The organism is Amphiplicatus metriothermophilus, assembly GCF_900199215.1.
Lineage (GTDB): Bacteria > Pseudomonadota > Alphaproteobacteria > Caulobacterales > Parvularculaceae > Amphiplicatus > Amphiplicatus metriothermophilus.
Genome location: NZ_FZQA01000001.1, coordinates 22,583 through 46,502, shown reverse-complemented (window position 1 = coordinate 46,502; position 23,920 = coordinate 22,583). Strand labels below are relative to the sequence as shown.

Below are 23,920 nucleotides of genomic sequence, written 5' to 3'. Positions count from 1 at the left end.
CGCAGGCGCGAAGCGATGCGGCGCAGACCCGGGATCGCGTGCCGCGGGCGCAGAGCCTGCCGAAGGCGATCCCGGATCAGCAGCGCAGCATTTCATGCTGCGCAGCATCCGGGATGACCGCCTGATTGTCTTTCCTAATCCCCGATCCCCGATCCCTCTCGCGGGGCGGCGGCGCGGGCGAGCCGGTCGTTGATCGCCTCGCCGAGGCCGCTCGCCGGGATCGGCGCGACGGCGATTCCCTTGAGCGCCTTCTCGCGGCAAAGCGCGTCCGCCGCGCGCAGCATGGCGAAGAGATTGGCCGCGGCCTCGACCGCATCGCCCGCTTCGCTCAGAAGAAACGTATGGGGATGATCGCCCGGCGGCGCGCCGAAGGCGAGAAAGGCTTCGTCCGCCCGCGGCGTTTCGACGTCAAGGCGCAGGCGCGCCGCGGGCGCGTAGTGGCTCGCCAGCATGCCCGGCGCCTCGACCGCGCCGGCGGCGCGGCGCAAAGGCCGGCCCGCGACCGCCTCGATCGCTGCGCGCGCGACGCCGCCGGGGCGCAACAGGACGAGATCCTCGCCCTCGACCTTCACGATGGTCGACTCGATCCCGACGGGACACGGCCCGCCGTCGAGGATCAGGTCCGCCCTGTCGCCGAGACCTTCGGCGACATGGGCGGCCGTCGTCGGGCTCACCGCGCCGGAAGGATTCGCGCTCGGCGCGGCGAGCGGCCGGTCCGCCGCCTCGATCGCCGCGCGCGCGGCCGGATGCGCCGGCGCGCGCAGGGCGATCGTATCGAGTCCGGCCGTAGCGAGAAGCGAAACGCCTGAATCCGCCCGGCGCGGCAGGACGAGCGTCAGCGGCCCCGGCCAGAAGGCGCGCGCCAGCCTTTCGGCCAGCGGCGAGAAGACCGCGTGCGCCTTCGCCATGTCGAGATCGCGCACATGGGCGATCAGCGGATTGAAGGCGGGCCTTCCCTTCGCCTCGAAGACGCGCGCGACGGCGCGGTCGTTCGTCGCGTCGGCGGCGAGGCCGTATACCGTTTCCGTCGGCAGGCCGACGAGCCCGCCGGCGCGCAGAATTTCGCCGGCGCGCCGGGCGGCGCGGGCGGTCTGCGCCGCCGTCAGGGCTTCGACGATCTCGCTCATGCGTCTCCGGGACTGAGGTTTCCGCCTGGCGGGCTGCATCTGAGCCTAGCCGCGCGCCGCCGTTTGCGACACATATTGAGCGGCAAAGCAAGCCGAAAGGAGCCGTCGTCATGTCCTTCGCAACGCCCGTCCGCGACATGCGTTTCTCCCTGGAGCACATGGCGGGTTTCGGCGCGCTCGAAAAGACGGGCGCCTTCGCGGATCTGTCCGACGATCTGGTCGCGGCGATCCTCGGCGAGATGGCGAAATATTGCGACAATGTCGTCGCGCCCTTGAACGAGCCGAGCGACCGCGATCCGGCCCGGCTCGAAAACGGGGTCGTGCGCACGCCGAAAGGCTTCCGGGAAGCCTATCGGCAATATGTCGAAGGGGGGTGGAACGCGCTCGCCTTCCCGGAGGAATGGGGCGGGCAGGGCCTGCCGCAGACCCTCGCCATCGCGCTCGTCGACGCGCTCAACCAGGCCTGCATGTCCTTCGCCATCGGCACGACGCTCACCACCGGCGCGGTGAAGGCCCTGCTTCATGCGGGCACGGACGAACAGAAGCGTCTTTATCTGCCCAAGATGGTTTCCGGCGAATGGACCGGCACAATGAACCTCACCGAGCCGCAGGCGGGCTCGGACCTGTCGGCGCTGCGCACGAAGGCCGAACCCGCCGGCGACGGGCGCTACAAGATCGCCGGGCAGAAGATCTTCATCACCTATGGCGAGCACGACATGACGGACAACATCGTCCATCTCGTGCTCGCGCGCCTGCCCGACGCGCCGGAAGGCACCGCGGGCATCTCGATGTTTCTCGTGCCGAAGATTCATGTGAACGAGGACGGCTCGCTGGGCGCGCGCAACGACGTGCAGTGCCTGAAGCTCGAAGAGAAGATGGGCCTGCACGGCAGCCCGACCTGCGTCATGGCCTATGGCGAGAAGGGCGAATGCTACGGGACGCTGCTCGGCGAGGAGCACCGGGGCCTCAAAAACATGTTCGTCATGATGAACGCGGCGCGTCTCGACGTCGGCGTGCAGGGAGTGGGCGTCGCCGAGCGCGCCTTCCAGCGCGCGCTCGCCTATGCGCTCGAGCGCCGGCAAGGCCGCCCGCCCGGCGTGAAGGCCGGCGAGATGATTCCCATCTACGAGCACGCCGACGTGCGCCGGATGCTTTACTCGATGAAGAGCCTCGTCGAGGCCAGCCGGGCGATCTGCTACGCCAACGCGGTCGCCTATGATCTCGCGCGCCGCGCGCCCGACGAGAAGAAGCGCAAGGAGGCCAAGGCGCTCGAAGACCTGCTCACCCCGATCTCGAAAGGCTGGTCCACGGATCGCGCCAACGAGGTCGCCTCCCTCGGCGTGCAGATCCATGGCGGCATGGGCTATATCGAGGAGACCGGCGCGGCCCAGCACATGCGCGACGTGCGCATCGCTGCGATCTATGAAGGCACGAACGGCATCCAGGCGATGGATCTCGTCGGCCGCAAGCTGCAGATGGACGGCGGGACGGCCGCGAAGGCTTTCATCCGCAAGGTCAAGGAGGAGGCGGTCATCGCCAGGGCCGGCAAGCGTCCCGAGCTGAAGCGCATCGGCGCGCGCCTCGAGGAAGCCGCGAACGCCCTTGAAGCGTCCACCGACTGGCTGCTCGAAGCCTCGAAGAAGGACCAGCACGATGCGCTCGCCGCCGCGACGCCATATCTCAAGCAGTTCGGAAACGTCGCCGGCGGCTATTATCTCGCCCGCGGCGCGATGGCGGCCGCCCTCATGCTCGGCGAAGAAGGCGCCGACAAGGCCTATCTCGAAGGCCGCATCGCCGTCGCCCGCTTCTTCGCCGAGAACTATCTGACCGAAGCCGCGGGCCTGACCCAGGCGATCGCGGCGGGCGCCGAAAGCGTCGCCCGGCTCGACCCCGAGGCGCTGACCGGCTGAAGGCTTGACCGGTTATAACGATAGTTATAAGTAACGCTCGTTATAACCGGAAGCCTCGTCATGACCGAGCACGTGAAAATCCGCCAGATCGGGAATTCGCTTGGCGTCGTGCTCAGCAAGGAGTTGCTGGTCAAATTGCGCGTCGGCAAAGGGGACGATCTTTTTGTGGTCGAGACGCCCGACGGCGTCGAGTTGCGTCCCTATGATCCCGAATTGAAACGACAACTGGACGCCGGCCGGTCGATCGCAAAACGGTATCGGAACGCCTTGCGCGAGCTTGCGAAGTAAGCCGTCGTGGCAGGCTGGATTTGGCTTCGCCGAGATGCATTGACGGCGCTTCACGCCGAGCAGCTCGCCGAACATGGCGGGGCTGCAGGCGTGCGCGACGAGGGATTGCTTGAGAGCGCGTTAGCTCGACCCGAAAACATGGCGGCCTATGGCGAGCCCGATCTGTTCGAGTTGGCGGCGGCTTACGCCTTCGGGATCGTGAAAAACCATCCCTTCGTCGACGGAAACAAACGCGCCGGGTTCATGGCGGCGGCGACATTTCTGCTGCTGAACGGATGGACGTTGACGGCGACGGATAAAGAGGTCGTGGAAGCGATGCTCGCGCTCGCCGCCGGAGAGGCGAGCGAAGAAGAGTTCGCGCTGTGGCTGAAGGCGAACTGTAAAAAGGCGTGACGGGCGCGCGCGGTTTCGCCGCCGCGAAAAGTTTTCCACATCCCGATACGGATTAAATTTTCGACGGCGCGCGTTTGCGGCGTTCACACGCGCGCCGATCGTGCTAGTCTTTCGCGCGGATCGCGCCGTTGCGCTCTCCGCATTCCCGCATCATCCGTTTCAATCCGGGAAACGCCCGCGATGTACGACCTTTTGAGCATCAAGCGCCATGTGGATTCGCATGGCTTCGGCTGCGCCATCGTGAACGACCATGTCGCGATCAGCCTTGTTTGGAGAACCCATACGCTGGACGGAAAGGAGCGGCGGCTCGAGACGACCGAGCGCGCGCGCACGCTTGAGGAAGCCTGCCGCGTCATCGGCTGCGACTGTCTGGCCGCGGCGCGCGAGCGGGCTGCGTGACGCGGTGGGCAAGCCGTGCGTCCTGGCGTAGTCTCGCCCGGCATCCGGCGGGAGACAGGTCATGGCCGCGCTCAGGGACAAGACGCTTTTCATCACCGGCGCCTCGCGGGGCATCGGGCTCGCCATCGCGATCAGGGCCGCGCGCGACGGCGCGAACGTCGCCGTGGCGGCGAAAACCGCCGAGCCGCACAAGCATCTGCCCGGCACCATCTACACCGCCGCCGAGGAGATCGAGAAAGCCGGCGGCAAGGCGCTGCCGCTCGTCTGCGACATCCGGTTTGAAGACCAGGTGCAGGCGGCGGTCGAGGAGACCGCGAAGAAATTCGGCGGGATCGACATCTGCGTGAACAACGCCTCGGCGATTTCGCTCACGGGCACGCAGGCGACCGAGATGAAGCGCTGGGACCTGATGCATCAGGTCAACGCGCGCGGGACCTTTCTCGTCTCGAAAACCTGCATCCCGCATCTGAAGAAGGCGGAGAACCCGCATGTGCTCATGCTCTCCCCGCCGCTCGACATGAGCGCGAAATGGTTCGCGCCGCATGTCGCCTACACCATGGCGAAGTTCGGCATGTCGATGTGCACGCTCGGCATGGCCGAGGAATTCGCCGCGGACGGGATCGCTTTCAACGCCCTGTGGCCGCGCACGGCGATCGCCACCGCGGCGGTGAAATTCGCCCTCGGCGGGGACGAGATGATGAAGGCCTCGCGCACGCCGGAGATCATCGCCGACGCGGCGCATCTGATTTTCACCAAGCCGGCGCGCGACTTCACCGGCAACTTCCTGATTGACGACACGTTCCTTTACGAGAACGGCGTGACCGATTTTGAGAAATATCGCGTCGACCCTTCGCGCAAGCTCATTCCCGACTTCTTCGTGCCGGATCAGTACGCTCCGCCGCCCGGCGTGGCCGAGACCCTGGCGAGGACGATGATCGGCGAGGGATAGGGCTTGGTTTCAGCTTCGGGCCTGGGGTGGCGGCGCGCTCCGAAAATGCTAAGCCCTGAAACCTGAGACCTGAACCCTGAGTCCGTCGGCTTGCGCGTTTCCTCTCTTCATCTCTATCCGCTTAAATCCGCCCGCGGCGTCGCGTGCGAGGAAGCCGCGCTGGAGCTGCGCGGGCTCGAAGGCGACCGGCGCTGGGTCGCGGCCGATCCTGACGGGGGTTTTCTAACCCAGCGCGAATGCGCCGCGCTCGCCCGGATCGTCGCGCGGCCCGTTCCCGGCGGCGTTCGTCTGAACGCCGACGGCGCAGGCGAGATCGTCGCCCGTCCCGATCCCTCGGCCGGCCGCCGTCGGATCAGGGTGTGGAAGGATGCGATCGACGCCCTCGACGCCGGCGATGCGGCGGCGGACTGGCTATCCAAGGCGCTCGGCCGTCCCGCGCGGCTCTTTCATATGGATGACGCGGCCCGGCGCGCGACTTCAGGACGATGGGGCCCGCAAACGCCCGTCAGCTTCGCCGACGCCTATCCGCTGCTCGTGACCAATCTGGCCTCGCTTGACTCGCTCAACGACGCGATCGCGGCGGAAGGCGGCGCGCCGGTCGGCATGGAGCGTTTCCGGCCCAACATCGTCATCGACGGCGCCGGTCCGTGGACGGAGGACCGCTGGCGCGCGCTGCGCCTCGGGGCGAGCGTGATCGAGCTCGTCAAGCCCTGCACGCGCTGCATGGTGACGACCGCCGACCAGACCACCGGCGCGCGCACGGGCCGCGAGCCGCTCAAGACCCTGGCCCGCATCCGCCGGTCGGCGCATCCCGACCTTCCTGGCGTCCTCTTCGGCTGGAACGCGATCCTGCGCGAAGGGCGCGGCCTCTCAGTCGGCGACGCGGTCGAAGTTCTCGAAACGCGCGAGGAAGGCTGGCCGCTCGCCTTCGCTTAAGGTCCCGCCGCGCGGCGGATGAGGTCCTCGTAGAACGCCGCGCCGCGTACGAGGTCTTCGATCATGACCCGCTCGTCCGTGCCGTGAATGCGGGCGAGATCGTCGGTGCGATAGATGAAGGGCGTGAAGCGGTAGTTGTCGTCCGCCGCGCCGACGTAATGGCGCGTGTCAGTCCCTTGCAGGGTGAGCGACGGCGCGACGGCGACGGGACCGAACACGGCCGTGACGCTTTGCGCGACGGCGCGATAGCCTTCCGCCTCGGTCGAGGCCTGCGGGCTCGGCGCGACGCCGCCGAGCGTTTCGATCGTGACGCGTTCGTCGTCGATCAGACGCTTGGCGCGTTCGCGCACGCCTTCGACCGAGTCGCGCGGATGAATGCGGTAATTGACGATGGCCGAGGCCTGCTGCGGCAGAACGTTCACCTTCGTCCCGCCTTCGATGATCGTCGCCGCGGTGGTGGTGCGCATCGAAGCCGCCGTCACCCGGTCGGCGGCGAGCTGCTTTTTAACGATCGGGCCGGTCAGCCAGAGATTGGCGAGGACGAGCCGCTGAGCGAAAGGCAGCTCAGGCGCGATGGCGTGCAGAAAGGCGACGACGTTCTCGTCGAACTCTAGGGGGTGCGGATTGTCCGTGACCGCCGCGACGGCGCGCGCGACGAGGCTGACCGCCGTGTCCGGCCCCGGCGTCGAGGAATGCCCGCCCGGCGCATGGGCGGTGAAACGCAGCGTGGTCGAGCCCTTTTCCGCGGTCGAGATTAACGCGACAGGCCGTTCCACGCCGGGAATGATCCCCTCGACGAGGCCCGAGCCTTCATCGAGCGTCCAGGCGAAGTGAACGCCGCGTTCGTCGAGCAGCGCCCGCGTCGCCCCGGCGCCGTCATGGCCCCCGAGTTCCTCGTCATGGCCGAACAGGAAGTAAACGTCCCGCGTCGGTCGGAATCCGGCCGCGGCGAGGCGCTCGGCCGCCTCCATCAGCGCGATGATCTGGCCCTTATTGTCGAGCGCGCCGCGCCCCCATACGGCGCCGTCGTGAATGGCGCCGGAGAAAGGCGGGCGCGTCCACTGATCCTCCGTGCCCGGCTCGATCGGCACGACGTCGATATGGGCGATGAAGCCGATCGGCTTGGCGCCGGCGTCCGTCCCCGCCCAGCGATAAAGCAGGGAATGCGCATTGACCGTCTCGCGCGTCATGGCGGCATGCGCGGCCGGATAGGCTTCTTCCAGATAACCGGCGAAGCCGGCGAAGGCTTCCGCGTCCGGCGCGCGCCCATCGCCCCAGGAGATCGTCCGGAACCGGATGGCGCGCGACAGGCGGGCTGCGACCTCCGCCCCGCGCGCCGGGTCGGCGGCGAGGATCGCGCCTTCGGAAGGGGGCGGGCCGGAAAGCATGAGGGCGCGCGCCGCGCACAATGCGATGACGGCGAGCGCGGCGGCGAAGCCGGCGAGCGCGAGCTTTTTCATGGAGCGTCCCCTTCCGCGCTGGCGCGCGCCAGCGCGCGCAGACTAGGCTGGCGGTCCCGGACGGTCGAGACTGGCGCGCAGCGCGGCCCGGTCACATATGCGTAAGGCGCGTGCAGAAGATATCGGGAGGCCTCATGACGACGCTGCTTTATACGCATCCCGCCTTCGGGGCGCATGAGGTTCCCGACGGTCATGTGGAACGCCAGGCGCGTTACCACGCCGTCGAGGCCGCGCTCGCGGGAGACGATTTCGCAGGGCTCGACCGCCGCGAGGCCCCGCGCGCGCGCGCCGAAGCCGTCGAGCGCGCGCATCCCAGGGCTTTCCGCGAGGCGGTCGAGCGCGCCGCGCCCGACGACGGCTTCGCCCGGCTCGACGCCGACACCTTCATGGGCCCGTCGAGTCTTGAGGCGGCCCTGCGCGCGGCCGGCGCCGGCGTCGCCGCGGTCGACGCGCTCTATGCGGGAGAAGCGAAGAACGCTTTCGTCGCCGCCCGCCCGCCCGGCCATCACGCCGAGCCGGAACGGGCGATGGGCTTCTGCTTTTTCAACAGCGCCGCGATCGCCGCGCTGCACGCGCGCGCCGCTCACGGGGCCCGGCGCGTCGCGGTCGTGGATTTCGACGTCCATCACGGAAACGGCACGGAAGCGGCGTTCTGGCATGACGAAACGGCCTTCTACGCTTCCTCGCACGAATGGCCGCAATATCCCGGCACCGGCCGGGAGAGCGACCGCGGCGCGACGGGCAACATCGCCAACGCGCCCCTGCCGACAGGCGCGGACGGAGAGACTTTCCGCCGCGCCTGGGGCGAGCGGCTCCTGCCGGCGCTGTCGGATTTCTCCCCCGATATCATCGTCGTCTCGGCCGGGTTCGACGCCCATCGCGCCGACCCGCTGGGCGGGCTCCTCCTGACCGAGGACGACTTCGCCTGGATCACCCGCGAACTCCTGGGGATCGCGCGCGACAAGGCCGGCGGCCGGCTCGTGTCGCTCCTGGAAGGCGGCTACGATCTCGACGCCCTTGCGCGCTCCGTCGCGACCCATGTCAAAGCCTTGATGGAAGGCTGAAAACCGCGCGATAAGGTCGGCGTCTAAGGGCTGCGGGAGCGACATGTCAGGCCGAATCATCACCGCCCGGCACGGCCGGCCGAATCTCGCGCGCGACGTGAAGATCACGGCGCGCGAATATGGCGACTGGTGGGCCCGCTACGACGCCAGCGGCCTGCATCCGGACGAGGAGCCGCCGGCGCCGTTGGTCGAGCTCGCCGCCGGCGCCAAGACGGTGCTTTCCTCGACGCTGCCGCGAGCGATCGAGACCGCCCGCGACGTCACGCTCGGCCGCCGCAAGGTTCCCGCCGACCCGATTTTCGTCGAGGCGCCGCTGCCGCCCCCGCCGATTCCGTTCCTCAGGCTCTCGCCGGGCCAGTGGGGGGTGCTCTCGCGCCTGTTCTGGATTCTCGGCTATGCGCCCGCCGGGGTGGAGAACCACTGGCAGACCTGGCGGCGGGTCGGCGAGATCGCCCGCCGCCTGACCGGCCTCGCCGAGGAAGGCGACGTGCTCTTGTGCGCCCACGGCTATCTCAACTGGATGATCGACCGGCGGCTGCGTCGGGAAGGCTGGCGCCGGACCGGCCGCGAGGGCGGCAACCGCTATTGGTCATGGCGGGTCTACGAGCCCGCCTGCGCCCGCGCGCCGGCGCGGACCGCGGCCGCCGCCGCCGAATGAAAGGACGAACAGCCATGGCCAAAGCGCCGAACGACATCGCCGCGCTCTCCTTCGAAAAGGCCCTCGCCGAGCTCGAAGAGATCGTGCGCAAGCTCGAAGAGGGCCAGGTCGCCCTCGAAGACTCCATCGCCCTTTACGAGCGCGGCGCCGCGCTCAAGGCGCACTGCGAGGCCAAGCTCAAGGCCGCGCAGGAGAAGATCGAGAAGATCGTCGTCGACGAAAGCGGCGCCGTGCGCGCCGAGCCGGCGAAGTTCGAATAGACGCGCGGCGGGATGTGATTTGCCCCTTCCGGCCGGCCGGCGTAGCCTCCGCGCCATGAGGCTCGGAAAGCCGGTGCTGATCGCGCTCGTCGCTTTTGCAGCCGCTGTCGTTCTCGCTCCGGCGGCGGCCGTCGCGGCCAATCTCGCCGCCTGCGCGCGTCACGACGGGACGGCGCAGGCCGGACCCGGGGCGCACGATTGCGCGCACGGCGCCGAAGGCCGGGGCGCGGTCGGAGACGGCTCCTGTTGCGATGAGGGCGCAAGGGCGGGGGTCGCGGCCTGCCTCGTCTCCTGCAACGCCGTCATCCTTCCCGCCCTGCCGACCGCCGGACTTCCGTCCGGCGGCGGCGACAGAGCCGGCCTGTCGGACGAGGCGCGCGCAGGGCTCGCGATCCAGCCGCCCGCGCCGCCGCCGCGCCGGGCGGGCCGCTCCATTTGCTGAGTTCAACCTATCACGGAGAAAATCGATGAAACGCAAACTCTTCATTGCGCTCGTCGCGGCGGGCGCGAGCCTCAGCGTCGCCTACGCCGCTGCGCCGGAGACCGTTACAAGCGCGGTCGAAGGCTGCTGCCGGCTGCTGGCGGCCGCAGGGTGCTGCCCGTTCTGCTGAAAACAGGCGGCGCCTGACGCGCTCCTGAGGGAGCGCGCATGAACCGGGGCGCCCGCCCTTCGGGGCGGGCGCTTTTTTCTCGCCGCGCGATGGTTGCCCGGACGTCACGCCCGGCCCTAATCCGGCCTTTGTGCTGTGGTTCTTTCCGGAAATTGACTGGAGAAAACCGCCGGAAACGCTATTAAGGCGGCTTGCCGCTCCCGATGGGACGGCCTGCGGCGCGGCGCGCCAGGGGCCGGGCCGGGGGGCGATCCGGGCCGAAAGGAAAGGGGAATCCCCATGCCTGTGGAAACGCCGCTGCTCGACGCCGTCAAATATCCGGCCGATTTGCGCAAACTCGAGAAGAATCAGTTGCGCCAGCTCGCCGACGAGCTGCGCGCCGAGGTGATCGACGCGGTCTCCGTCACCGGCGGGCATCTGGGCTCCGGACTTGGCGTGGTCGAACTCACGGTGGCGATCCATTACGTCTTCAACACGCCTGACGACCGGCTCGTATGGGACGTCGGCCATCAGTGCTATCCGCATAAAGTGTTGACCGGCCGGCGCGAGCGCATTCGCACGCTGCGCCAGGGGGGCGGGCTTTCCGGCTTCACCAAACGCGCGGAAAGCGAATACGATCCCTTCGGCGCGGCGCACGCCGCGACATCGATTTCGGCCGCCCTGGGATTCGCCCGCGCGCGCGATCATCTCGGCAGGAAGAACAACGTCGTCGCCGTGATCGGCGACGGATCGATGTCGGCCGGCATGGCCTATGAGGGCATGAATAACGCCGGCCATCTCGGCACGCGCCTGATCGTCATTCTCAACGACAACGATATGTCAATCGCTCCGCCGGTGGGCGCGATGAGCGCCTATCTCGCGCGCGCGGCCTCCGGCAAGCTCTATCAGGGCGTGCGCAAGATCTCGAAACAGTTCATGAAGCGCCTGCCGCCGGCGCTCTATGACAAGCTCGCCAAGGCCGAGGAATACGGCCGCGCGATGGTCACCGGCGGCACGCTGTTCGAGGAGCTCGGCTTTTACTACGTCGGTCCCATCGACGGCCATAATCTTGACCATCTCATTCCGGTGCTCGAGAACGTCCGCGACATGGACGACGGGCCGGTGCTCGTCCATGTGGTCACCAAAAAGGGCAAGGGCTATCCGCCCGCGGAGCAGTCGGCGGACAAATATCACGGCGTCGCCAAGTTCGACGTCGTCTCCGGCAAGCAGCACAAGGGCGCGCCGAACGCGCCGGCCTATCAGAAGGTCTTCGCCAAGGCCCTCATCAAGGAGGCGGAGAAGGACCCGCTCATCGTCGGCATCACTGCGGCGATGCCGTCGGGCACGAGTCTCGATCTGTTCGCCGAAGCGTTTCCCGACCGCTGCTATGACGTGGGCATCGCCGAGCAGCACGCGGTGACTTTCGCCGCCGGGCTTGCGGCCGACGGCATGAAGCCGTTCTGCGCGATCTACTCGACCTTTCTGCAACGCGGCTATGATTCGGTCGTGCACGACGTGGCTTTGCAGAACCTGCCGGTGCGCTTTCCGATGGACCGCGCGGGCCTCGTCGGCGCCGACGGGCCGACGCATGCGGGCGCCTTCGACATCGCCTATCTCGGTTGCTTGCCGAACATGGTGCTGATGGCCGCCGGCGACGAGGCGGAGCTGGTGCATATGACGGCGACCGCGGCGGCCTATGACGAAGGGCCCATCGCGTTTCGGTATCCGCGCGGGGAAGGCGTCGGCGTCGAGCTGCCCGAGCAGGGACGGATTCTCGAAATCGGCAAAGGGCGGATCGTCCGCGAGGGGACGAAAGTCGCGATCCTCTCTTACGGTGCGCGGCTCGCCGAGGCCATTAAGGCCGCCGACAGTCTGGAGGCGCACGGCCTTTCCGCGACGGTGGCGGATGCGCGCTTCGCCAAGCCGCTTGATCATGACCTTATCCGCCAGCTTGTTCGCCATCATGAAGTCGTCGTGACGGTTGAGGAAGGGTCCGTCGGCGGCTTCGGCGCTTTCGTGCTCCATTTCCTCGCCGGCGAAGGCTTGCTGGACGCAGGGTTGAAGATCCGTACCATGACGTTGCCTGACGTTTATATCGACCAGGACAAGCCCGAGAAGATGTACGATGTCGCCCGGCTTAACGCGCCGCATATCGTCGAGACGGTCATGAAAGCGCTCGGCCGCTCGGCGGAGGTCGTGAACCTGCGCGGTTGAGAGCGGCGGAGAGAGCGCTTCGTCAAGCGTGAACCATCGTGAGTTGCGACGCTGCATGCGCGGAGGATAGCCTTCCCGCGGAGGTCCGCGATGGGATGCCGTCTTTCAGCCATTACGGCGTTGGCGTTTCTTCTGTTCGCCGTTGCGGAGGCCGCGAGCGAGTATGACCGCCGGGACTGGCCGAACTGGCGTCAGTGGCCGCACACGGACTTTTCCAGATGTCTGGCTCCGCCTTCCGAATTCATGCCGGGCGGACCGCCCAAGGACGGCATTCCTGCAATCGACGAACCTGTATTCGAGCAGATCGCGGCTGCGCGCTACGATCCGCGCGAGCCGGTGATCGCGCTGAGCATTGATGGCGACGCGCGCGCCTATCCGCTTTCGATTCTGATGTGGCACGAGATCGTTAACGATGTCGTCGCAGGCCGGCCTGTCGTGGTTACGTTCTGCCCTTTGTGCAATGCGGCCGTGGTTTTCGACAGAACGGTCGAAGGCGAGATTACGACGTTCGGAGTCACGGGTATTCTGCGCAATTCCGATCTGGTGATGTACGACCGCGCGAGCGAAAGTTGGTGGCAGCAATATACGGGGCGCGCGTTGGTGGGCGCGCGAGCCGGCGCGCGGCTCGAACGTCTCCCCGCAAGGCTGATCTCTTTCGAGCAGTTTCGCCGCGCCTATCCGCAAGGCGTCGTGCTCAAGCCCAATGACCCGCGCCTGCGCGCATATGGGCGAAATCCTTATGTGAATTACGATACCCGCGGCCGGCCCTTCAACGTCTTCGCGGAACCGCCTGAAGGCTTTTCAAAAATGGAGCGCGTGGTGGTGGACGATACGGCCTGGCGGATGACGGCCATCGCCGAGGCCGGCGTACTGATCGACGGCGATCTGCGCTTCGCCTGGACGCCAGGCCAGGCTTCGGCGCTGGACGCTGCGACTATCGCGGAGGGCAGGGACGTGGGCAGCGTTGTGGTCGAGCGCCGCGCGCCTTCGGGCGACTGGCGGCCCGTTCCCTATGACGTGGTTTTCGCCTTCGTTTTCGCGGCCTTTCATCCAGACGGAGAGTGGCGCGTCTGAGGTTGCGCTTGCGGCGGCGACCGCTGGTTTTCGAAGCGCCCTTTTTCAGTCTACTGTCTTCCCGTCATGCGCGTCGATTCGAACCAGCCGCGCCGGCTCGATCTTGCGTTGGTCGAAGCCGGCCATTTCGAAAGTCGCGTCCGGGCGCAGGCCGCGATCCGGGCCGGCCTCGTGCGCGTCGGCGGCGTCGTGGCGACCAGGCCGTCTTCGAGGGTGACGCCGGCGGACCGGGTCGAGGTCGCCGGCGACGTTCATGATTACGTCTCCCGCGGCGGCGTGAAGCTCGAGGCCGCGCTCGGCGCGTTCGGCATTTCTCCCGCCGGCGAGGTCTGTCTCGATCTCGGCGCTTCGACCGGCGGCTTCACGGATGCGCTTCTGCGCGCCGGCGCGCGCCGGGTCTATGCGGTCGACGTCGGAACCGGGCAGCTTCACGCCTCGCTTGCGGGCGACCGGCGCGTCGTCAACCTCGAAAAGACGCATGCGAAGGATCTGACCCGCGCGCTGGTCCCGGAGCCTGTCGGCGTTCTCGTCTGCGATCTGAGCTTCATCAGCATCCGCAAAGCGTTGGCGCCGGCGCTGGCGCTGGCCGCGCCTGGCGCGCGCGCGGCGGTTCTCGTCAAGCCGCAATTCGAGCTGGGGCCGGAGAAGATCGGCAAGGGCGGGCGCGTGAAGGCCGCGCCGGCGGAGATCGAGGCGATGCTCGCCGATATTGCGGCGTGGTTCGAAGAGCGGGGCTGGACGGTCGAGGGGGTCGTCGAAAGCCCGATCGCCGGCGGCGACGGCAACAGGGAGTTTCTGCTTGGCGCGCGCAAGAAGGATTAGGCGGGTCGCGCCGGCGCGCGTCGCCGAGCTAGTCATCGACCATCTCGGCGCGCGCGGCGACGGCGTGGCGACGGTCGAGGGGCGCGGCGTTTTCGTTCCGTACACGCTTCCGGGCGAGCGGGTGCGCGCGCGCATTGCGGGCGAGCGCGGCGCGCTCGAGGAGATCCTGACGCCGAGCCCGCATCGGTTCGCCGCGCCGTGCCGGCATTTCGGCGGTTGCGGCGGCTGCGCCCTTCAGCACGCCGCGCGCGGCTTTTATCTCGACTGGAAGCGCCGGCGGATCATCGAAGCGCTCGCCCGCGCGGGCCTCAAAGACGCGCCGGCGGGCGAAGCGGTCGCGATTCCCGCACGGACCCGCCGACGGGCGGTCTTCGCCGTCCGTCGCAGGGGCGGGAAAGTCCTTCTCGGCTTCAACGCGCGCGCGTCGGACCGCATCGTCGGAATCGAAACATGCGAAGTTCTTCATCCAGCTCTCTTCGCCGCCCTGCCGGGGCTCAAGAGGCTTTGCGCATCTTTGCCCGGGGAGTGGCGCGCTTTCGATCTGGCGGTCACGCTGATGGAGAACGGTCTCGATACGGACCTTCGCCCCGCGCGCGGCGCCAGCGAGCCCGAAGGGATCGGACTGCTCGCCCTGCGCGAAGCGATGGAGGCGGCGGGCGTCGTCCGTATCGCCATGAACGGCGAGGCGCTCTTGACGCGCGCCCCGCCGCTTGTCCGTTTCGCAGGCGTTCCTGTTTCGCCGCCGCCCGGCGGCTTTCTGCAGGCGAGCGCGGAAGGCGAGGCGGCGCTCGTCCGTCTGGTTCTTGCGGGCGCGACCGGCGCGCGCCGGGCGCTCGACCTGTTCTGCGGCGTGGGAGCCTTCGCCTTTCCGCTGTCGCAGATCGCGACCGTTCACGCCGTCGACGCCGACCGGGCGGCCGTCGCCGCGCTCAAAGCCGCCGCCGCGCATGCGCCCTGCCGGCCGGTGACCTCCGAGGCCCGCGACCTCTTCGAGCGCCCGCTCATGGGAGAAGAATTGGAAGGATACGATCTCGCCGTCTTCGATCCGCCGCGGGCGGGCGCGAAGGCCCAGGCCGAAGCACTGGCGGCCGCGCGCGTTCCCCGCGTGATCGCGGTCTCCTGCAACCCCTCGACATTCGCGCGCGATGCGGCGATTCTCGTCGCCGGCGGCTATCGGCTGAAGGCCGTGACGCCGGTCGATCAGTTCGTCTACGCCGCCCATGTCGAGCTGGTCGGCGTTTTCGAGAGGGTTTGATCCATGCCGCCCTTCGTGGCCGCCATCGCGAAAGGCGCCCAGCGCGCCGCCTACGGCGCGGCGCAGAGCGCGCGCATCGCGTGGTATACGACGCATTACATCGCCGGCCGGCGGCGCATGGGCCCGCTCACCCCGCCGGGCGCCGCGCCCTATGCGGAGGAGTTCGGACCGCTCGATCGCGCGCGGCTGAAGGAATCTTTTCGCGCGCTTTTTCGCGCCGACTGGCGCAGCATCGAGGCGGGCGAGTATAAGCTGCCCATAGAGCTGCGCCGGGCGCCGTCTCTGACCAGGCTATTCCGTCAGAGCAGGGATTATCTGCGCGATACGGAGAAAGTGGCCCGCCGCCGCTTCGCAGGCGGCCATGCCGAAGTGCTGCGCGCCGACACGCAGACGAAATATCCGCGCTACTATCTTCAGAACTTCCATTACCAGACGGACGGCTGGCTGACGGAGGAGTCGGCCGAACGCTATGAGATGCAGGTCGAAACGCTGTTCACCGGCGCGGCGGCGGCGATGCGCCGGCGCGCCCTGCCGGCGATCCGCCGCGCGATGGCGGGGCGCGATCCGGCCGGCGTGCGGCTTCTCGATCTCGGCTGCGGCGCCGGACGGTTTCTCGAAACGGTGAAGGACAACTGGCCGACGCTCGATGCGACCGCGCTCGATCTCTCGCCGGCCTATCTCGGCAAGGCGCGCGCGACGCTCGCGCATTTCGCGAACATGTCGTTCGTGGAAGCCCCGGCGGAGGCGACCGGCCTGCCGGACGAGGCTTTCGATGTCGTCACGGCGGTGTATCTTTTCCATGAGCTGCCCCCGGCTGTGCGCGAGAAAGTCGCGCGCGAGATCGCGCGGCTCTTGCGGCCTGGCGGAACGTTCATCCTCGTCGATACCATTCAGTATGGGGACGAACCGGGATTCGACGTGCTACTCGAAAATTTCCCACGCGGCTTTCACGAGCCCTATTACGACAGCTATTGTCGGGCCGACCTCGCGGCGCTGCTCGCCGCGGCGGGGCTGGAGAAGGGCGAGGAAACGCTGGCGTTTCTGAGCAAGATCACCGTCTTTACAAGGAATTAGACGAGCGGTTGCGCGTGATCGTCGCACGCCCGGCCGCGTAAAGAACTCGTAAGGAAGTTCAACCGAAAATTGCATCGTGCGGGGCGACGATCGGTCTTGGCGCCTCTCCCGCCGGACGCGAGCGTTTCGATGCAGTTGTTTCTTGTCGGCGTCATGGGCGTGGTTTTGGGCGGCGCGGCGGCCGGTGCGGCGGTCTTCGCGCTCACGCGCGCCTATTATCGCTCGCGGCTGGGCCGCGAGGCGGCCTTTCTGCGCGCCGGCGCCCATCAGCTTCGCGCCGCGCTCAACAAGGTTCTCGGCGTGACGCAAACGCTCGCCCTGCGCGCCGAAGCGCTCCCCGAAGAGCAGCGCGGTCTGGTGGCGGGGCTGTCGGAAGCCGGCGGCGATCTCAAGGCGGCGCTGCTCGATGTCTTCGACATGGTCGATCTCGAATCCGGCAAGTTCAAGATCGAGCCGCGCGTCGAATTTCTCCCCGATACGATCCGACAGGTTCAACAGGTGCATGAGAAAAAAGCGCGCGAAAAGGGACTGTCGCTCGTGATCGACGTTCGACCGAGCGCGACCGTCTGGCTCGTCTATGATCATGCGCGCATGCGCCAGTGTCTGAGCAGCCTCGTTCGCCAGTGCGTCAGCCAGACGAGGCAGGGGGAGGTCAGGGTGACGGTCGCGCTGCGCGACGATCCCGAGCGACGCCGGTCGCGCCGCAAGCTGATCGACGCGACAGTCAGCGACACGAGCTCCGGTCTCGATCCGGCGCAGGCGGAGACTTACTTCTCGCCGGAGCGGTGCTGGTCGAACCCGCATCTGATGAACGCTGAAGGCCGCGCCCTGTCGCTGGTGCTCGCCCGCAAGCTGGCAGAGGCAATGGGGGGCGGCCTGAAAGCCGCTTCAGGACCGGGCGGCGTCGTCTTTCGTCTTTCGGTCGCGGCGCGCCTCGCGAAGGCCCAACGGCTCGGCGAGGAAGGCCGGCCTCTGAGCGTCTTCGAGCAGGCGGCGACGCTCGTCCGCGACAAAACCATCATGATCGTCGAGGACAACGAGGTGAACGTGAAGGTCCTGAAGGCCTATCTGCAACGCATTCAGCCGAAGGACGTTCTTGTCGCCTATAACGGGCGCGAAGCCCTCGAACAGCTGAAAACGGCCCCCTGCGACCTCGTGCTGATGGACATGCAGATGCCTGTCATGGACGGCGTGACCGCCGCCAGACAGATCCGGCGCAGCGGCGCGCGCTGGCGGAACGTGCCGATCATCGCCGTGACGGCGGCGGCCGGCGAGCACGAACGCAAGGCCGCCAAAGGGGCGGGGGTCACCTCGTTTCTCGCCAAGCCTGTCAGCCCCGACCAGCTTTACGAACGGATCGCGCGGACGCTTTCGGCGCGGTAGGGACTCGCGCGCCCCGGCTGAAAGCGGGGGCGGCCTACGCTGACCGTCTCGCGGGGCGGATACGGAAAATCCGATTCCGGTCTTTAAGCGGCGGACGAAGGAAACTAGCATCCGGCATTCAGCCACGCGGGCGATTCGCCCGGCAGCGAGGGAGGGGGCCATGGGCTTGCTCGCGCTCGTCTACAGCGTTGTGGCGTATGCGTTGTTCTTCGCAGCCTTTCTTTATCTGATCGTTTTCGTCGGCGGCGGCGTAACCGGTTTCGCCGGCGCGCCCAAGACGCTCGACTGGGGGCCGTCGCCTCTTTCCGACGCGCCGGCGGCGCTCGTCAATATCTGTCTTCTGGCCCTGTTCGGCCTTCAGCATTCGATCATGGCGCGCGACTCGTTCAAACGAGCAACGGGCAAGATCATTCCAAAGACGGTCGAGCGCAGCACCTACGTGCTCGCTACGGTCGGCGCGCTGGCGCTGCTCTATGTTTTCTGGCGGCCGATGCCGCAGGTCGTCTGGTCGGTTCCGCCAGGCGTATGGAGCGGCGTGTTAACGGCGCTGTTCTACGCCGGCTTCGGCCTCGTGCTGGTCACGACCTTTCTCATCAATCATTTCGAGCTGTTCGGCCTGCAGCAGGGCTGGCTCCGGTACAGGAACAAGGAGCTTCCGACGCCCGTGTTCCGCACGCCGTCTTTGTATAGATACGTCCGCCATCCGCTTTATCTCGGTTTCATTATCGCCTTCTGGGCGACGCCGCACATGACGGTCGGGCATTTGCTGTTCGCCGCGGTCTGGACGATCTACATCTTCATCGCCATCGGTTACGAAGAGCGAGACCTGATCGCGGTGTTCGGCGAAAAATATCGCGATTATATGGCGAAAACGCCGATGATCCTGCCGTTCGGCCGGCGGCGGTGATCCGCGAGCCGCGCTACGCGCCGCACTGGCCGCGATGCAGCAGCGCATGATCGGCGAGGACGCAGGCGAGCATCGCGACCCCGACGGGAACGGCGCGAACCCCGACGCAGGGGTCGTGCCGGCCCTTGGTGACGATCTCCGTCTCCTGGCCGAAGCGGTCGATGGTCCTGCGCGGGGTGAGGATCGATGAAGTGGGCTTCACGGCGAAGCGGGCGACGATGTCCTGTCCGGTCGAGATTCCGCCGAGAATTCCGCCGGCGTTGTTCGACAGAAAATGCGGGCGGCCGTCGCGCATGCGGATTTCGTCGGCGTTCTCCTCGCCGGTGAGGGCGGCGGCCGCCATCCCGGCCCCGATCTCGACGGCCTTGGCCGCGTTGATCGACATCAGCGCGAAGGCGATGTCGGCGTCGAGCTTGGCGTAGACCGGCGCGCCGAGCCCGGCCGGAAAGCCGCTCGCGACCACCTCGACCACTGCGCCGAGGGACGAGCCCGCCTTGCGCGCGGCCTCAAGCGCCTCTTCCCATTCCTTCGCCGTCTGCGCGTCAGGGCACCAGAAAGGGTTCTTCTCGATCTCCGCCCAGTCGAAACGCGCGCGGTCGATTTTGTGCGGGCCCATCTGGACCAGGCAGCCCCTGATCGAGACGGTTTCTCCGTACAGGAATTTCAGCGCAGCCTCCGCCACCGCGCCGGCTGCCACGCGCGCGGCCGTCTCGCGCGCCGAGGAGCGCCCGCCGCCGCGATAATCGCGCAGGCCGTATTTGGCGTCATAGGTGAAATCGGCGTGGCCGGGGCGATATTTGTCGCGGATGTCGACGTAATCTTTCGAGCGCTGATCGACATTCTCGATAAGGATGCTAACCGGCGCGCCGGTCGTGCGCGGCCCGTCCGTGCGGTCGTCCTCGAACACGCCAGAGAGGAGTCTCGCCTTGTCCGGCTCGCGGCGCTGGGTGACGTATTTCGAGGTCCCGGGCTTGCGCTTGTCGAGCGCGGCCTGGATGGCCGCTTCCGTCAGACGCACGCCGGGCGGGCAGCCGTCCACGATGCAGCCGATGGCGGGCCCATGGCTTTCGCCCCAGGTAGTGACGCGGAACATCCGCCCGAAAGTGTTCACAGACATTGAAAATCCCAGGCTGCGCCAGCGTTGATCTGACGCATTATATAGACGAGGCCCGCGTCGATAGCATTAATGGGCCGCGAGGAGAATGCGATGCCCCGATCCCCGATCATTCCGCCGAGTCCGAGCGAGGAAGCTTACGCCGTCGACGAGGATCAGGGCGAAGTCTTCACTAGCGAGGATCCGATCGCGCTTTTCGCCGAGTGGCTGGCCCTCGCCGCGAAAAAGGAGCCGAACGATCCCAACGCAATGGCGCTGGCGACGGCGGACGCGGACGGGCTGCCGGACGTGCGCATGGTGCTTTTGAAGGATTTCGGCGCTGAAGGCCTGACTTTCTACACCAATATCGAGAGCGCCAAGGGCCGCCAGCTCGCGGCCAATCCGAAGGCGGCCGTCTGCTTCCACTGGAAGACGATCCGCCGGCAGGTGCGCGCGCGGGGGACCGTGACGCCGGTCAGTACGGAGGAAGCCGACGCCTATTTTGCAACGCGTGCGCGCGGCGCGAAGATCGCCGCTTGGGCCTCGGCGCAGTCGCGCGTCCTCGAAGGACGTTTCGCCCTCGAGAAGGCGGTCGCCGCGAAGGCCGCCGAGTTCGGCCTCAAGGAAATTCCGCGCCCGCCATACTGGTCAGGCTACAGAATGATCCCCTCGCAGATCGAGTTCTGGGCGAATCGTCCGTTCCGGCTGCACGACCGGCTTCTGTTCACGCGCGCCGGCGCGGGCTGGAAAACCACGCGCCTTTATCCGTGACCCCGCGTTAATCGGCGACGCGATACTCCCCGTCCATGCGCGGCGCGCCGTCGGTTTCGACGACGCCGGCGCGGGTGAGGCGGATGAGATGGGCGTAGACGTTGAGCGCCGCGGCGGGAAGAAGGCGCCTGTCGATGTCGGCGTAGACGGCGGCGGCGATCTCTCGGACCTTCGTGCGGCCTTTCCTGAGCTCGTCGAGAATCTGCCGGTCGCGCATCAGCCTATGGGCGCGCACCGCGCGCACGAAGCGGCGCGGCTGTTCGATCGGGGCGCCGTGGGTCGGATAATAGACGCGATCGTCGCGGGCGAGCAGCTTATCGAGGCTCGCAAGATAATCGCCCATGTCGCCGTCGGGCGGGGCGACGACGGTGGTCGACCAGCCCATGATGTGATCGCCGGTGAACAGCGCCTTTTCCTCGCGCAGCGCGAAGCAGAGATGATTGGAGAGGTGGCCGGGCGTCGCGACCGCCTCGAGGGTCCAGCCGTCGCCTTGGATGAGCTCGCCGTCGGCGATGCGCCTATCCGGCCGGAAGGCGTAGTCGGCGCCTTCGTCGAGCGCCGGCGCGTCGAGGGCCGCATCCTTGACGGGATGCGGGCAGGCGGCGAGCGCGGGCGCGCCGGCCCGCTCGGCGAAGCGCCGCGCGCCGCCGCAATGGTCGCGATGGGTGTGGGTGACGAGGATATGGCTGACGCGCGCGGCGCCGATCGCGGCCATGAGCGCGTCGAGATGGGCCTCGTCGTCAGGGCCCGGATCGATGACGGCGACCGTCTGCGCGCCGTCGCCGCCGACGATGTACGTCCCGCTGCCCGTATAGGTGAACGGGCCCGGATTGTTCGCGATCACGCGCCGGATCAGCGGCGACAGCCGCGCCGGCTCGCCATAGGCGAAGGAGAAATCCTTCACGAAGGGAATCTCCGTCACGGCCGTCCGTCAAGGCGCGCCTCGACCATCGCCGCGAAAGCGTCGGCGAGGCCGCGCATCGCCTTGAGCTTGCCCTTGCCGGACAGCGCCGAGGGCGGGCCCATGTCGGTCTTGTTGGCGTCGACGATATAGATGCGCCCGTCGCCCCGGTCGCGCAGCACGTCGAGGCCGCCGAAATCGAGCGCCATCGCCCGCGCGAAGGCGGCGATACGCGCCTGCTCCGCGCTCGAAAGCATGGCGTCGGCGGAGACGACGTCGACGCGGCGGTTGTCGTTGGAGAACCGTCGCGCGCGCGTGCGCCGCTTGAGATAGACGAACGGAATCCGGCCGCCGACGATCGGCGTACGGATGTCGACGAACTCGACGCCGTCGAAAGTGTTGTCGATGAGGCGCTGATAGACGCGGCCGGGCGTCGGCGCCGGCAGGGGACACGCGACGATGCGTCCGTCATGCCGGCCGTTGCCTTCGGACTTTTCGACCGCCGGACCGTCATGCGCCGTCGGATCGAGGGTCAGTCCGTAGCCGAAGGTCTCTTCGAAGACGCGCGCGACGACGCTCTTGCGGATGTCGTAACAGCCCACGTTGAAAGCGGGCCGATCGCTCGGCGCGGCCGGCGGTGCGGTGAGAAATTCCCGGTCCTCGAAATAGAAATGCAGATCAGCCTCGGCCGGATCGTCGACGATCTTCACGTCGGCGAGCTGACAGACCGGCCAGATAGCGTAATAGAAGCGCGGCTTTTGCGGAAAGAAGGAAATCCGCGCGCGGGGCTCGCGGCCCCGCGCCAGCCGGATGGTGCGCACGGCCTGCACGATTCCGGCGAAGCTCGCGATGCGCCAGCCGTCGCGGAAGGAATCGACCGTTAACGGGATCTGCGCGCCCGTCTGCTTGGCGATGAGCTGATTGCCGCTGATCTCGAACTCGCTGAACACGTAACGACGCTCCGACGACGCGCCCGGCGCTGCGATCCTCGTCCCGTTCAGAAACATGGCTTTTTCGCCGATGACAAGGAAATAAATTTCCCGCGACGCGGGAGCCGCCGCCCCCAAAAGGCGCGCGGCCCGGGCCTTGCGACGGCGAGGCCATGTGTTTCAGACTTAAACAAAACGTTACCGCGATCGCCGCATTTGTCCTCGCCGGCTTTACCCTTGCGCCGGCGTCGGGGCAGCAAGCCGGCGCGCCGGCCGCGCGGGGGGCGGGGGGCGTGGCGCTCGGGGAGAGCCAGGGCGGGGTCACCGACAGGGCTTATATCATGGCCCCGCCCAACTATGCTTATGTGATCGAGAAGGAGCCCGGCAGCTTTCTCGATTGCGGGAAAGGGCTCGATCGGCGCCTGACGGACGCGGCGGGCCGGGATCGCGCCGGCCTGGCTTGCGGGGTGACGCTTACGGAGACGCTCGCGATACCGGCGGCGGCCGAAAGCGCGCGCATCATCATCCATTATTGAGTGCGGCGAGCGCTTCGAGCCTGGGGCGCAGTCCGGCGAGATCGTAGCCCGCCTCGGCGGCCTCGCGAAGGATGGCCTCGACGTCGCCGCCGGCGCGGGCCCGCGCGAGCGCGCGCAGGGCCGCCGAGCGCATCCCGGATCTGCAATAGGCTAGCGTGACGCCGGAAGCGTTCGCAACCGCGACGTCGAAGGCGTCGAGATCCGCTTCGCCGATGTTCCCGCCGCGGATCGGGATCGCGATGTAGGCGAGGCCTGCCTCTTTGGCCGCAGCTTCGATTTCGGCGCCGGCGGGCTGGCCCGGTTCCTCGCCGTCAGGACGATTGTTGATGACGAGCCTCACGCCTTTCGCCGCCGCTTCGCGCACGTCCTCAGGCGTGATCTGCGGGGCGACCCAGAAGGTTTGGCTTAGAGGCCGGATGTCGGTCATCGTTGCGTTGTCCGTTCGCGCGTAGCGATGTAAGACTCCTTGCGCCCGCGCGCAACAAGTCGGACGAAAGAAATAAGGAGCAGGCGTGCAGCCGTTTCATCTCGCCATCGCCGTCGACGACCTGAAGGCCGCCGAAGCCTTCTACGGCGATCTTCTGGGTTGTCCGCGCGGACGCCGTTCCGACAAGTGGATAGATTTCAATTTCTTCGGACATCAGCTCGTGACGCATCTCAGCCCCGATGATTGCCGCAGGGCGGGAACGAATCCGGTCGACGGCCACGACGTGCCGGCGCGTCATTTCGGGGTCGTGCTCTCGCCGGCCGAGTGGCGCGCGCTGGCCGCGCGGCTTAAGGCGGCGAAGGCCGAGTTCATCATAGAGCCGGATATCCGCTTCAAGGGCGAGCCCGGCGAGCAGGGCACGTTCTTCATCCGCGATCCGGCCGGCAACGCGCTCGAGTTCAAATGCTTCGAGGACGAGCGTATGCTGTTCGCGTCCTGAG

The 23,920-nt window shown here is 67.6% G+C and carries 27 protein-coding genes; 21 read left to right on the top strand and 6 right to left on the bottom strand.

The genetic code is table 11. The features are described 5' to 3' along the window. Positions 1 to 134 precede the first annotated feature (134 nt). Entirely contained in the window at positions 135 to 1,127 is a 993-nt protein-coding gene (locus tag CHB64_RS00265) for an L-threonylcarbamoyladenylate synthase (RefSeq protein ID WP_089410599.1), read from the bottom strand. Positions 1,128 to 1,237: 110 nt separating this feature from the next. Between CHB64_RS00265 and CHB64_RS00260 the strand changes: the two genes are divergently transcribed. The 6 genes from CHB64_RS00260 (at position 1,238) to CHB64_RS00235 (ending at position 6,002) form a co-directional block, all read left to right on the top strand. Then, positions 1,238 to 3,037, top strand: coding sequence for an acyl-CoA dehydrogenase (locus tag CHB64_RS00260; RefSeq protein ID WP_089410598.1), 1,800 nt, complete (start codon positions 1,238 to 1,240; stop codon positions 3,035 to 3,037). Positions 3,038 to 3,097: 60 nt separating this feature from the next. Beyond that, positions 3,098 to 3,325 (top strand): AbrB/MazE/SpoVT family DNA-binding domain-containing protein, encoded by a 228-nt coding sequence (locus CHB64_RS00255; RefSeq protein ID WP_089410597.1) that lies wholly within the window; start codon positions 3,098 to 3,100, stop codon positions 3,323 to 3,325. Between the two features lie 6 nt (positions 3,326 to 3,331). Continuing rightward, positions 3,332 to 3,718, top strand: a complete 387-nt coding sequence (locus CHB64_RS00250) for a type II toxin-antitoxin system death-on-curing family toxin (protein WP_089410596.1) — start codon at positions 3,332 to 3,334, stop codon at positions 3,716 to 3,718. A 180-nt stretch (positions 3,719 to 3,898) separates the two neighbouring features. After that, positions 3,899 to 4,117, top strand: a complete 219-nt coding sequence (locus tag CHB64_RS00245; RefSeq protein WP_089410595.1) for a hypothetical protein — start codon at positions 3,899 to 3,901, stop codon at positions 4,115 to 4,117. Between the two features lie 61 nt (positions 4,118 to 4,178). Further along, complete coding sequence (locus tag CHB64_RS00240; protein WP_089410594.1) at positions 4,179 to 5,066, top strand: SDR family oxidoreductase; 888 nt, start codon at positions 4,179 to 4,181, stop codon at positions 5,064 to 5,066. Positions 5,067 to 5,156: 90 nt separating this feature from the next. Further along, positions 5,157 to 6,002: an MOSC domain-containing protein gene (locus CHB64_RS00235; RefSeq protein ID WP_089410593.1), complete on the top strand. Its 846-nt coding sequence runs from the start codon at positions 5,157 to 5,159 to the stop codon at positions 6,000 to 6,002. Here the strand turns inward: CHB64_RS00235 and CHB64_RS00230 are convergent. Next, complete coding sequence (locus CHB64_RS00230) at positions 5,999 to 7,462, bottom strand: M20 family peptidase (RefSeq protein WP_089410592.1); 1,464 nt, start codon at positions 7,460 to 7,462, stop codon at positions 5,999 to 6,001. The genes CHB64_RS00235 and CHB64_RS00230 overlap by 4 nt on opposite strands. 134 nt (positions 7,463 to 7,596) lie before the next feature. Here CHB64_RS00230 and CHB64_RS00225 point away from each other — a divergent pair, with 134 nt between their 5' ends. The 12 genes from CHB64_RS00225 to mddA all read left to right on the top strand — a co-directional run bounded on the left by CHB64_RS00225 (position 7,597) and on the right by mddA (position 18,763). Continuing rightward, positions 7,597 to 8,526, top strand: coding sequence for a histone deacetylase family protein (locus CHB64_RS00225; protein WP_089410591.1), 930 nt, complete (start codon positions 7,597 to 7,599; stop codon positions 8,524 to 8,526). Between the two features lie 43 nt (positions 8,527 to 8,569). Next, a complete protein-coding gene (locus CHB64_RS00220; RefSeq protein WP_089410590.1) occupies positions 8,570 to 9,184 on the top strand; it encodes a histidine phosphatase family protein in 615 nt (204 codons plus the stop codon). A 14-nt stretch (positions 9,185 to 9,198) separates the two neighbouring features. Then, a complete protein-coding gene (locus CHB64_RS00215; protein WP_089410589.1) occupies positions 9,199 to 9,444 on the top strand; it encodes an exodeoxyribonuclease VII small subunit in 246 nt (81 codons plus the stop codon). Positions 9,445 to 9,499: 55 nt separating this feature from the next. Continuing rightward, positions 9,500 to 9,886: a hypothetical protein gene (locus CHB64_RS00210; protein ID WP_143265902.1), complete on the top strand. Its 387-nt coding sequence runs from the start codon at positions 9,500 to 9,502 to the stop codon at positions 9,884 to 9,886. A 25-nt stretch (positions 9,887 to 9,911) separates the two neighbouring features. After that, positions 9,912 to 10,055 carry a hypothetical protein gene (locus tag CHB64_RS15175; RefSeq protein ID WP_159462348.1) on the top strand — a complete coding sequence of 48 codons (144 nt, stop codon included), beginning with the start codon at positions 9,912 to 9,914 and terminating at the stop codon, positions 10,053 to 10,055. 279 nt (positions 10,056 to 10,334) lie between these two features. After that, complete coding sequence (dxs, locus tag CHB64_RS00205) at positions 10,335 to 12,248, top strand: 1-deoxy-D-xylulose-5-phosphate synthase (RefSeq protein WP_089410587.1); 1,914 nt, start codon at positions 10,335 to 10,337, stop codon at positions 12,246 to 12,248. A 90-nt stretch (positions 12,249 to 12,338) separates the two neighbouring features. Next, positions 12,339 to 13,322, top strand: a complete 984-nt coding sequence (locus CHB64_RS00200; protein ID WP_089410586.1) for a DUF3179 domain-containing protein — start codon at positions 12,339 to 12,341, stop codon at positions 13,320 to 13,322. A 66-nt stretch (positions 13,323 to 13,388) separates the two neighbouring features. Further along, positions 13,389 to 14,144, top strand: coding sequence for a TlyA family RNA methyltransferase (locus CHB64_RS00195; protein WP_089410585.1), 756 nt, complete (start codon positions 13,389 to 13,391; stop codon positions 14,142 to 14,144). Then, positions 14,122 to 15,399 carry a class I SAM-dependent RNA methyltransferase gene (locus CHB64_RS00190; protein ID WP_200815180.1) on the top strand — a complete coding sequence of 426 codons (1,278 nt, stop codon included), beginning with the start codon at positions 14,122 to 14,124 and terminating at the stop codon, positions 15,397 to 15,399. The genes CHB64_RS00195 and CHB64_RS00190 overlap by 23 nt, the downstream gene beginning before the upstream one ends. 3 nt (positions 15,400 to 15,402) lie before the next feature. After that, on the top strand, positions 15,403 to 16,473 hold the full coding sequence (locus CHB64_RS00185) for a class I SAM-dependent methyltransferase (protein WP_089410584.1): 1,071 nt from the start codon (positions 15,403 to 15,405) through the stop codon (positions 16,471 to 16,473). A gap of 129 nt (positions 16,474 to 16,602) precedes the next feature. Beyond that, positions 16,603 to 17,856, top strand: coding sequence for a response regulator (locus CHB64_RS00180; RefSeq protein ID WP_089410583.1), 1,254 nt, complete (start codon positions 16,603 to 16,605; stop codon positions 17,854 to 17,856). Between the two features lie 160 nt (positions 17,857 to 18,016). Then, complete coding sequence (mddA, locus tag CHB64_RS00175; protein ID WP_089410582.1) at positions 18,017 to 18,763, top strand: methanethiol S-methyltransferase; 747 nt, start codon at positions 18,017 to 18,019, stop codon at positions 18,761 to 18,763. Between the two features lie 13 nt (positions 18,764 to 18,776). Here mddA and aroC read toward each other — a convergent pair whose 3' ends face one another. Then, a complete protein-coding gene (aroC, locus tag CHB64_RS00170; protein ID WP_089410581.1) occupies positions 18,777 to 19,880 on the bottom strand; it encodes a chorismate synthase in 1,104 nt (367 codons plus the stop codon). A gap of 90 nt (positions 19,881 to 19,970) precedes the next feature. Between aroC and pdxH the strand changes: the two genes are divergently transcribed. Next, positions 19,971 to 20,627, top strand: coding sequence for a pyridoxamine 5'-phosphate oxidase (pdxH, locus tag CHB64_RS00165; RefSeq protein WP_089411395.1), 657 nt, complete (start codon positions 19,971 to 19,973; stop codon positions 20,625 to 20,627). A gap of 7 nt (positions 20,628 to 20,634) precedes the next feature. Here pdxH and CHB64_RS00160 read toward each other — a convergent pair whose 3' ends face one another. Together CHB64_RS00160 and CHB64_RS00155 are read right to left on the bottom strand one after the other, a co-directional pair. After that, the gene (locus CHB64_RS00160) at positions 20,635 to 21,549 is read right to left on the bottom strand and encodes an MBL fold metallo-hydrolase (protein WP_183233964.1); all 915 of its coding nucleotides are present in this window, start codon (positions 21,547 to 21,549) and stop codon (positions 20,635 to 20,637) included. Next, positions 21,546 to 22,535 carry an ATP-grasp domain-containing protein gene (locus CHB64_RS00155; RefSeq protein ID WP_143265901.1) on the bottom strand — a complete coding sequence of 330 codons (990 nt, stop codon included), beginning with the start codon at positions 22,533 to 22,535 and terminating at the stop codon, positions 21,546 to 21,548. Before CHB64_RS00155 ends, CHB64_RS00160 begins: the two co-directional genes overlap by 4 nt. 215 nt (positions 22,536 to 22,750) lie before the next feature. Here CHB64_RS00155 and CHB64_RS00150 point away from each other — a divergent pair, with 215 nt between their 5' ends. Beyond that, entirely contained in the window at positions 22,751 to 22,993 is a 243-nt protein-coding gene (locus CHB64_RS00150; RefSeq protein ID WP_143265900.1) for a hypothetical protein, read from the top strand. On the opposite strand, the gene CHB64_RS00145 is transcribed toward CHB64_RS00150, so the two are convergent. Then, positions 22,980 to 23,420 carry a TIGR01244 family sulfur transferase gene (locus CHB64_RS00145; RefSeq protein ID WP_089410578.1) on the bottom strand — a complete coding sequence of 147 codons (441 nt, stop codon included), beginning with the start codon at positions 23,418 to 23,420 and terminating at the stop codon, positions 22,980 to 22,982. The two genes, CHB64_RS00150 and CHB64_RS00145, sit on opposite strands and share 14 nt — an antisense overlap. 85 nt (positions 23,421 to 23,505) lie before the next feature. Here CHB64_RS00145 and CHB64_RS00140 point away from each other — a divergent pair, with 85 nt between their 5' ends. Continuing rightward, on the top strand, positions 23,506 to 23,919 hold the full coding sequence (locus CHB64_RS00140; RefSeq protein ID WP_089410577.1) for a VOC family protein: 414 nt from the start codon (positions 23,506 to 23,508) through the stop codon (positions 23,917 to 23,919). The last annotated feature ends 1 nt before the right edge of the window (position 23,920 follow it).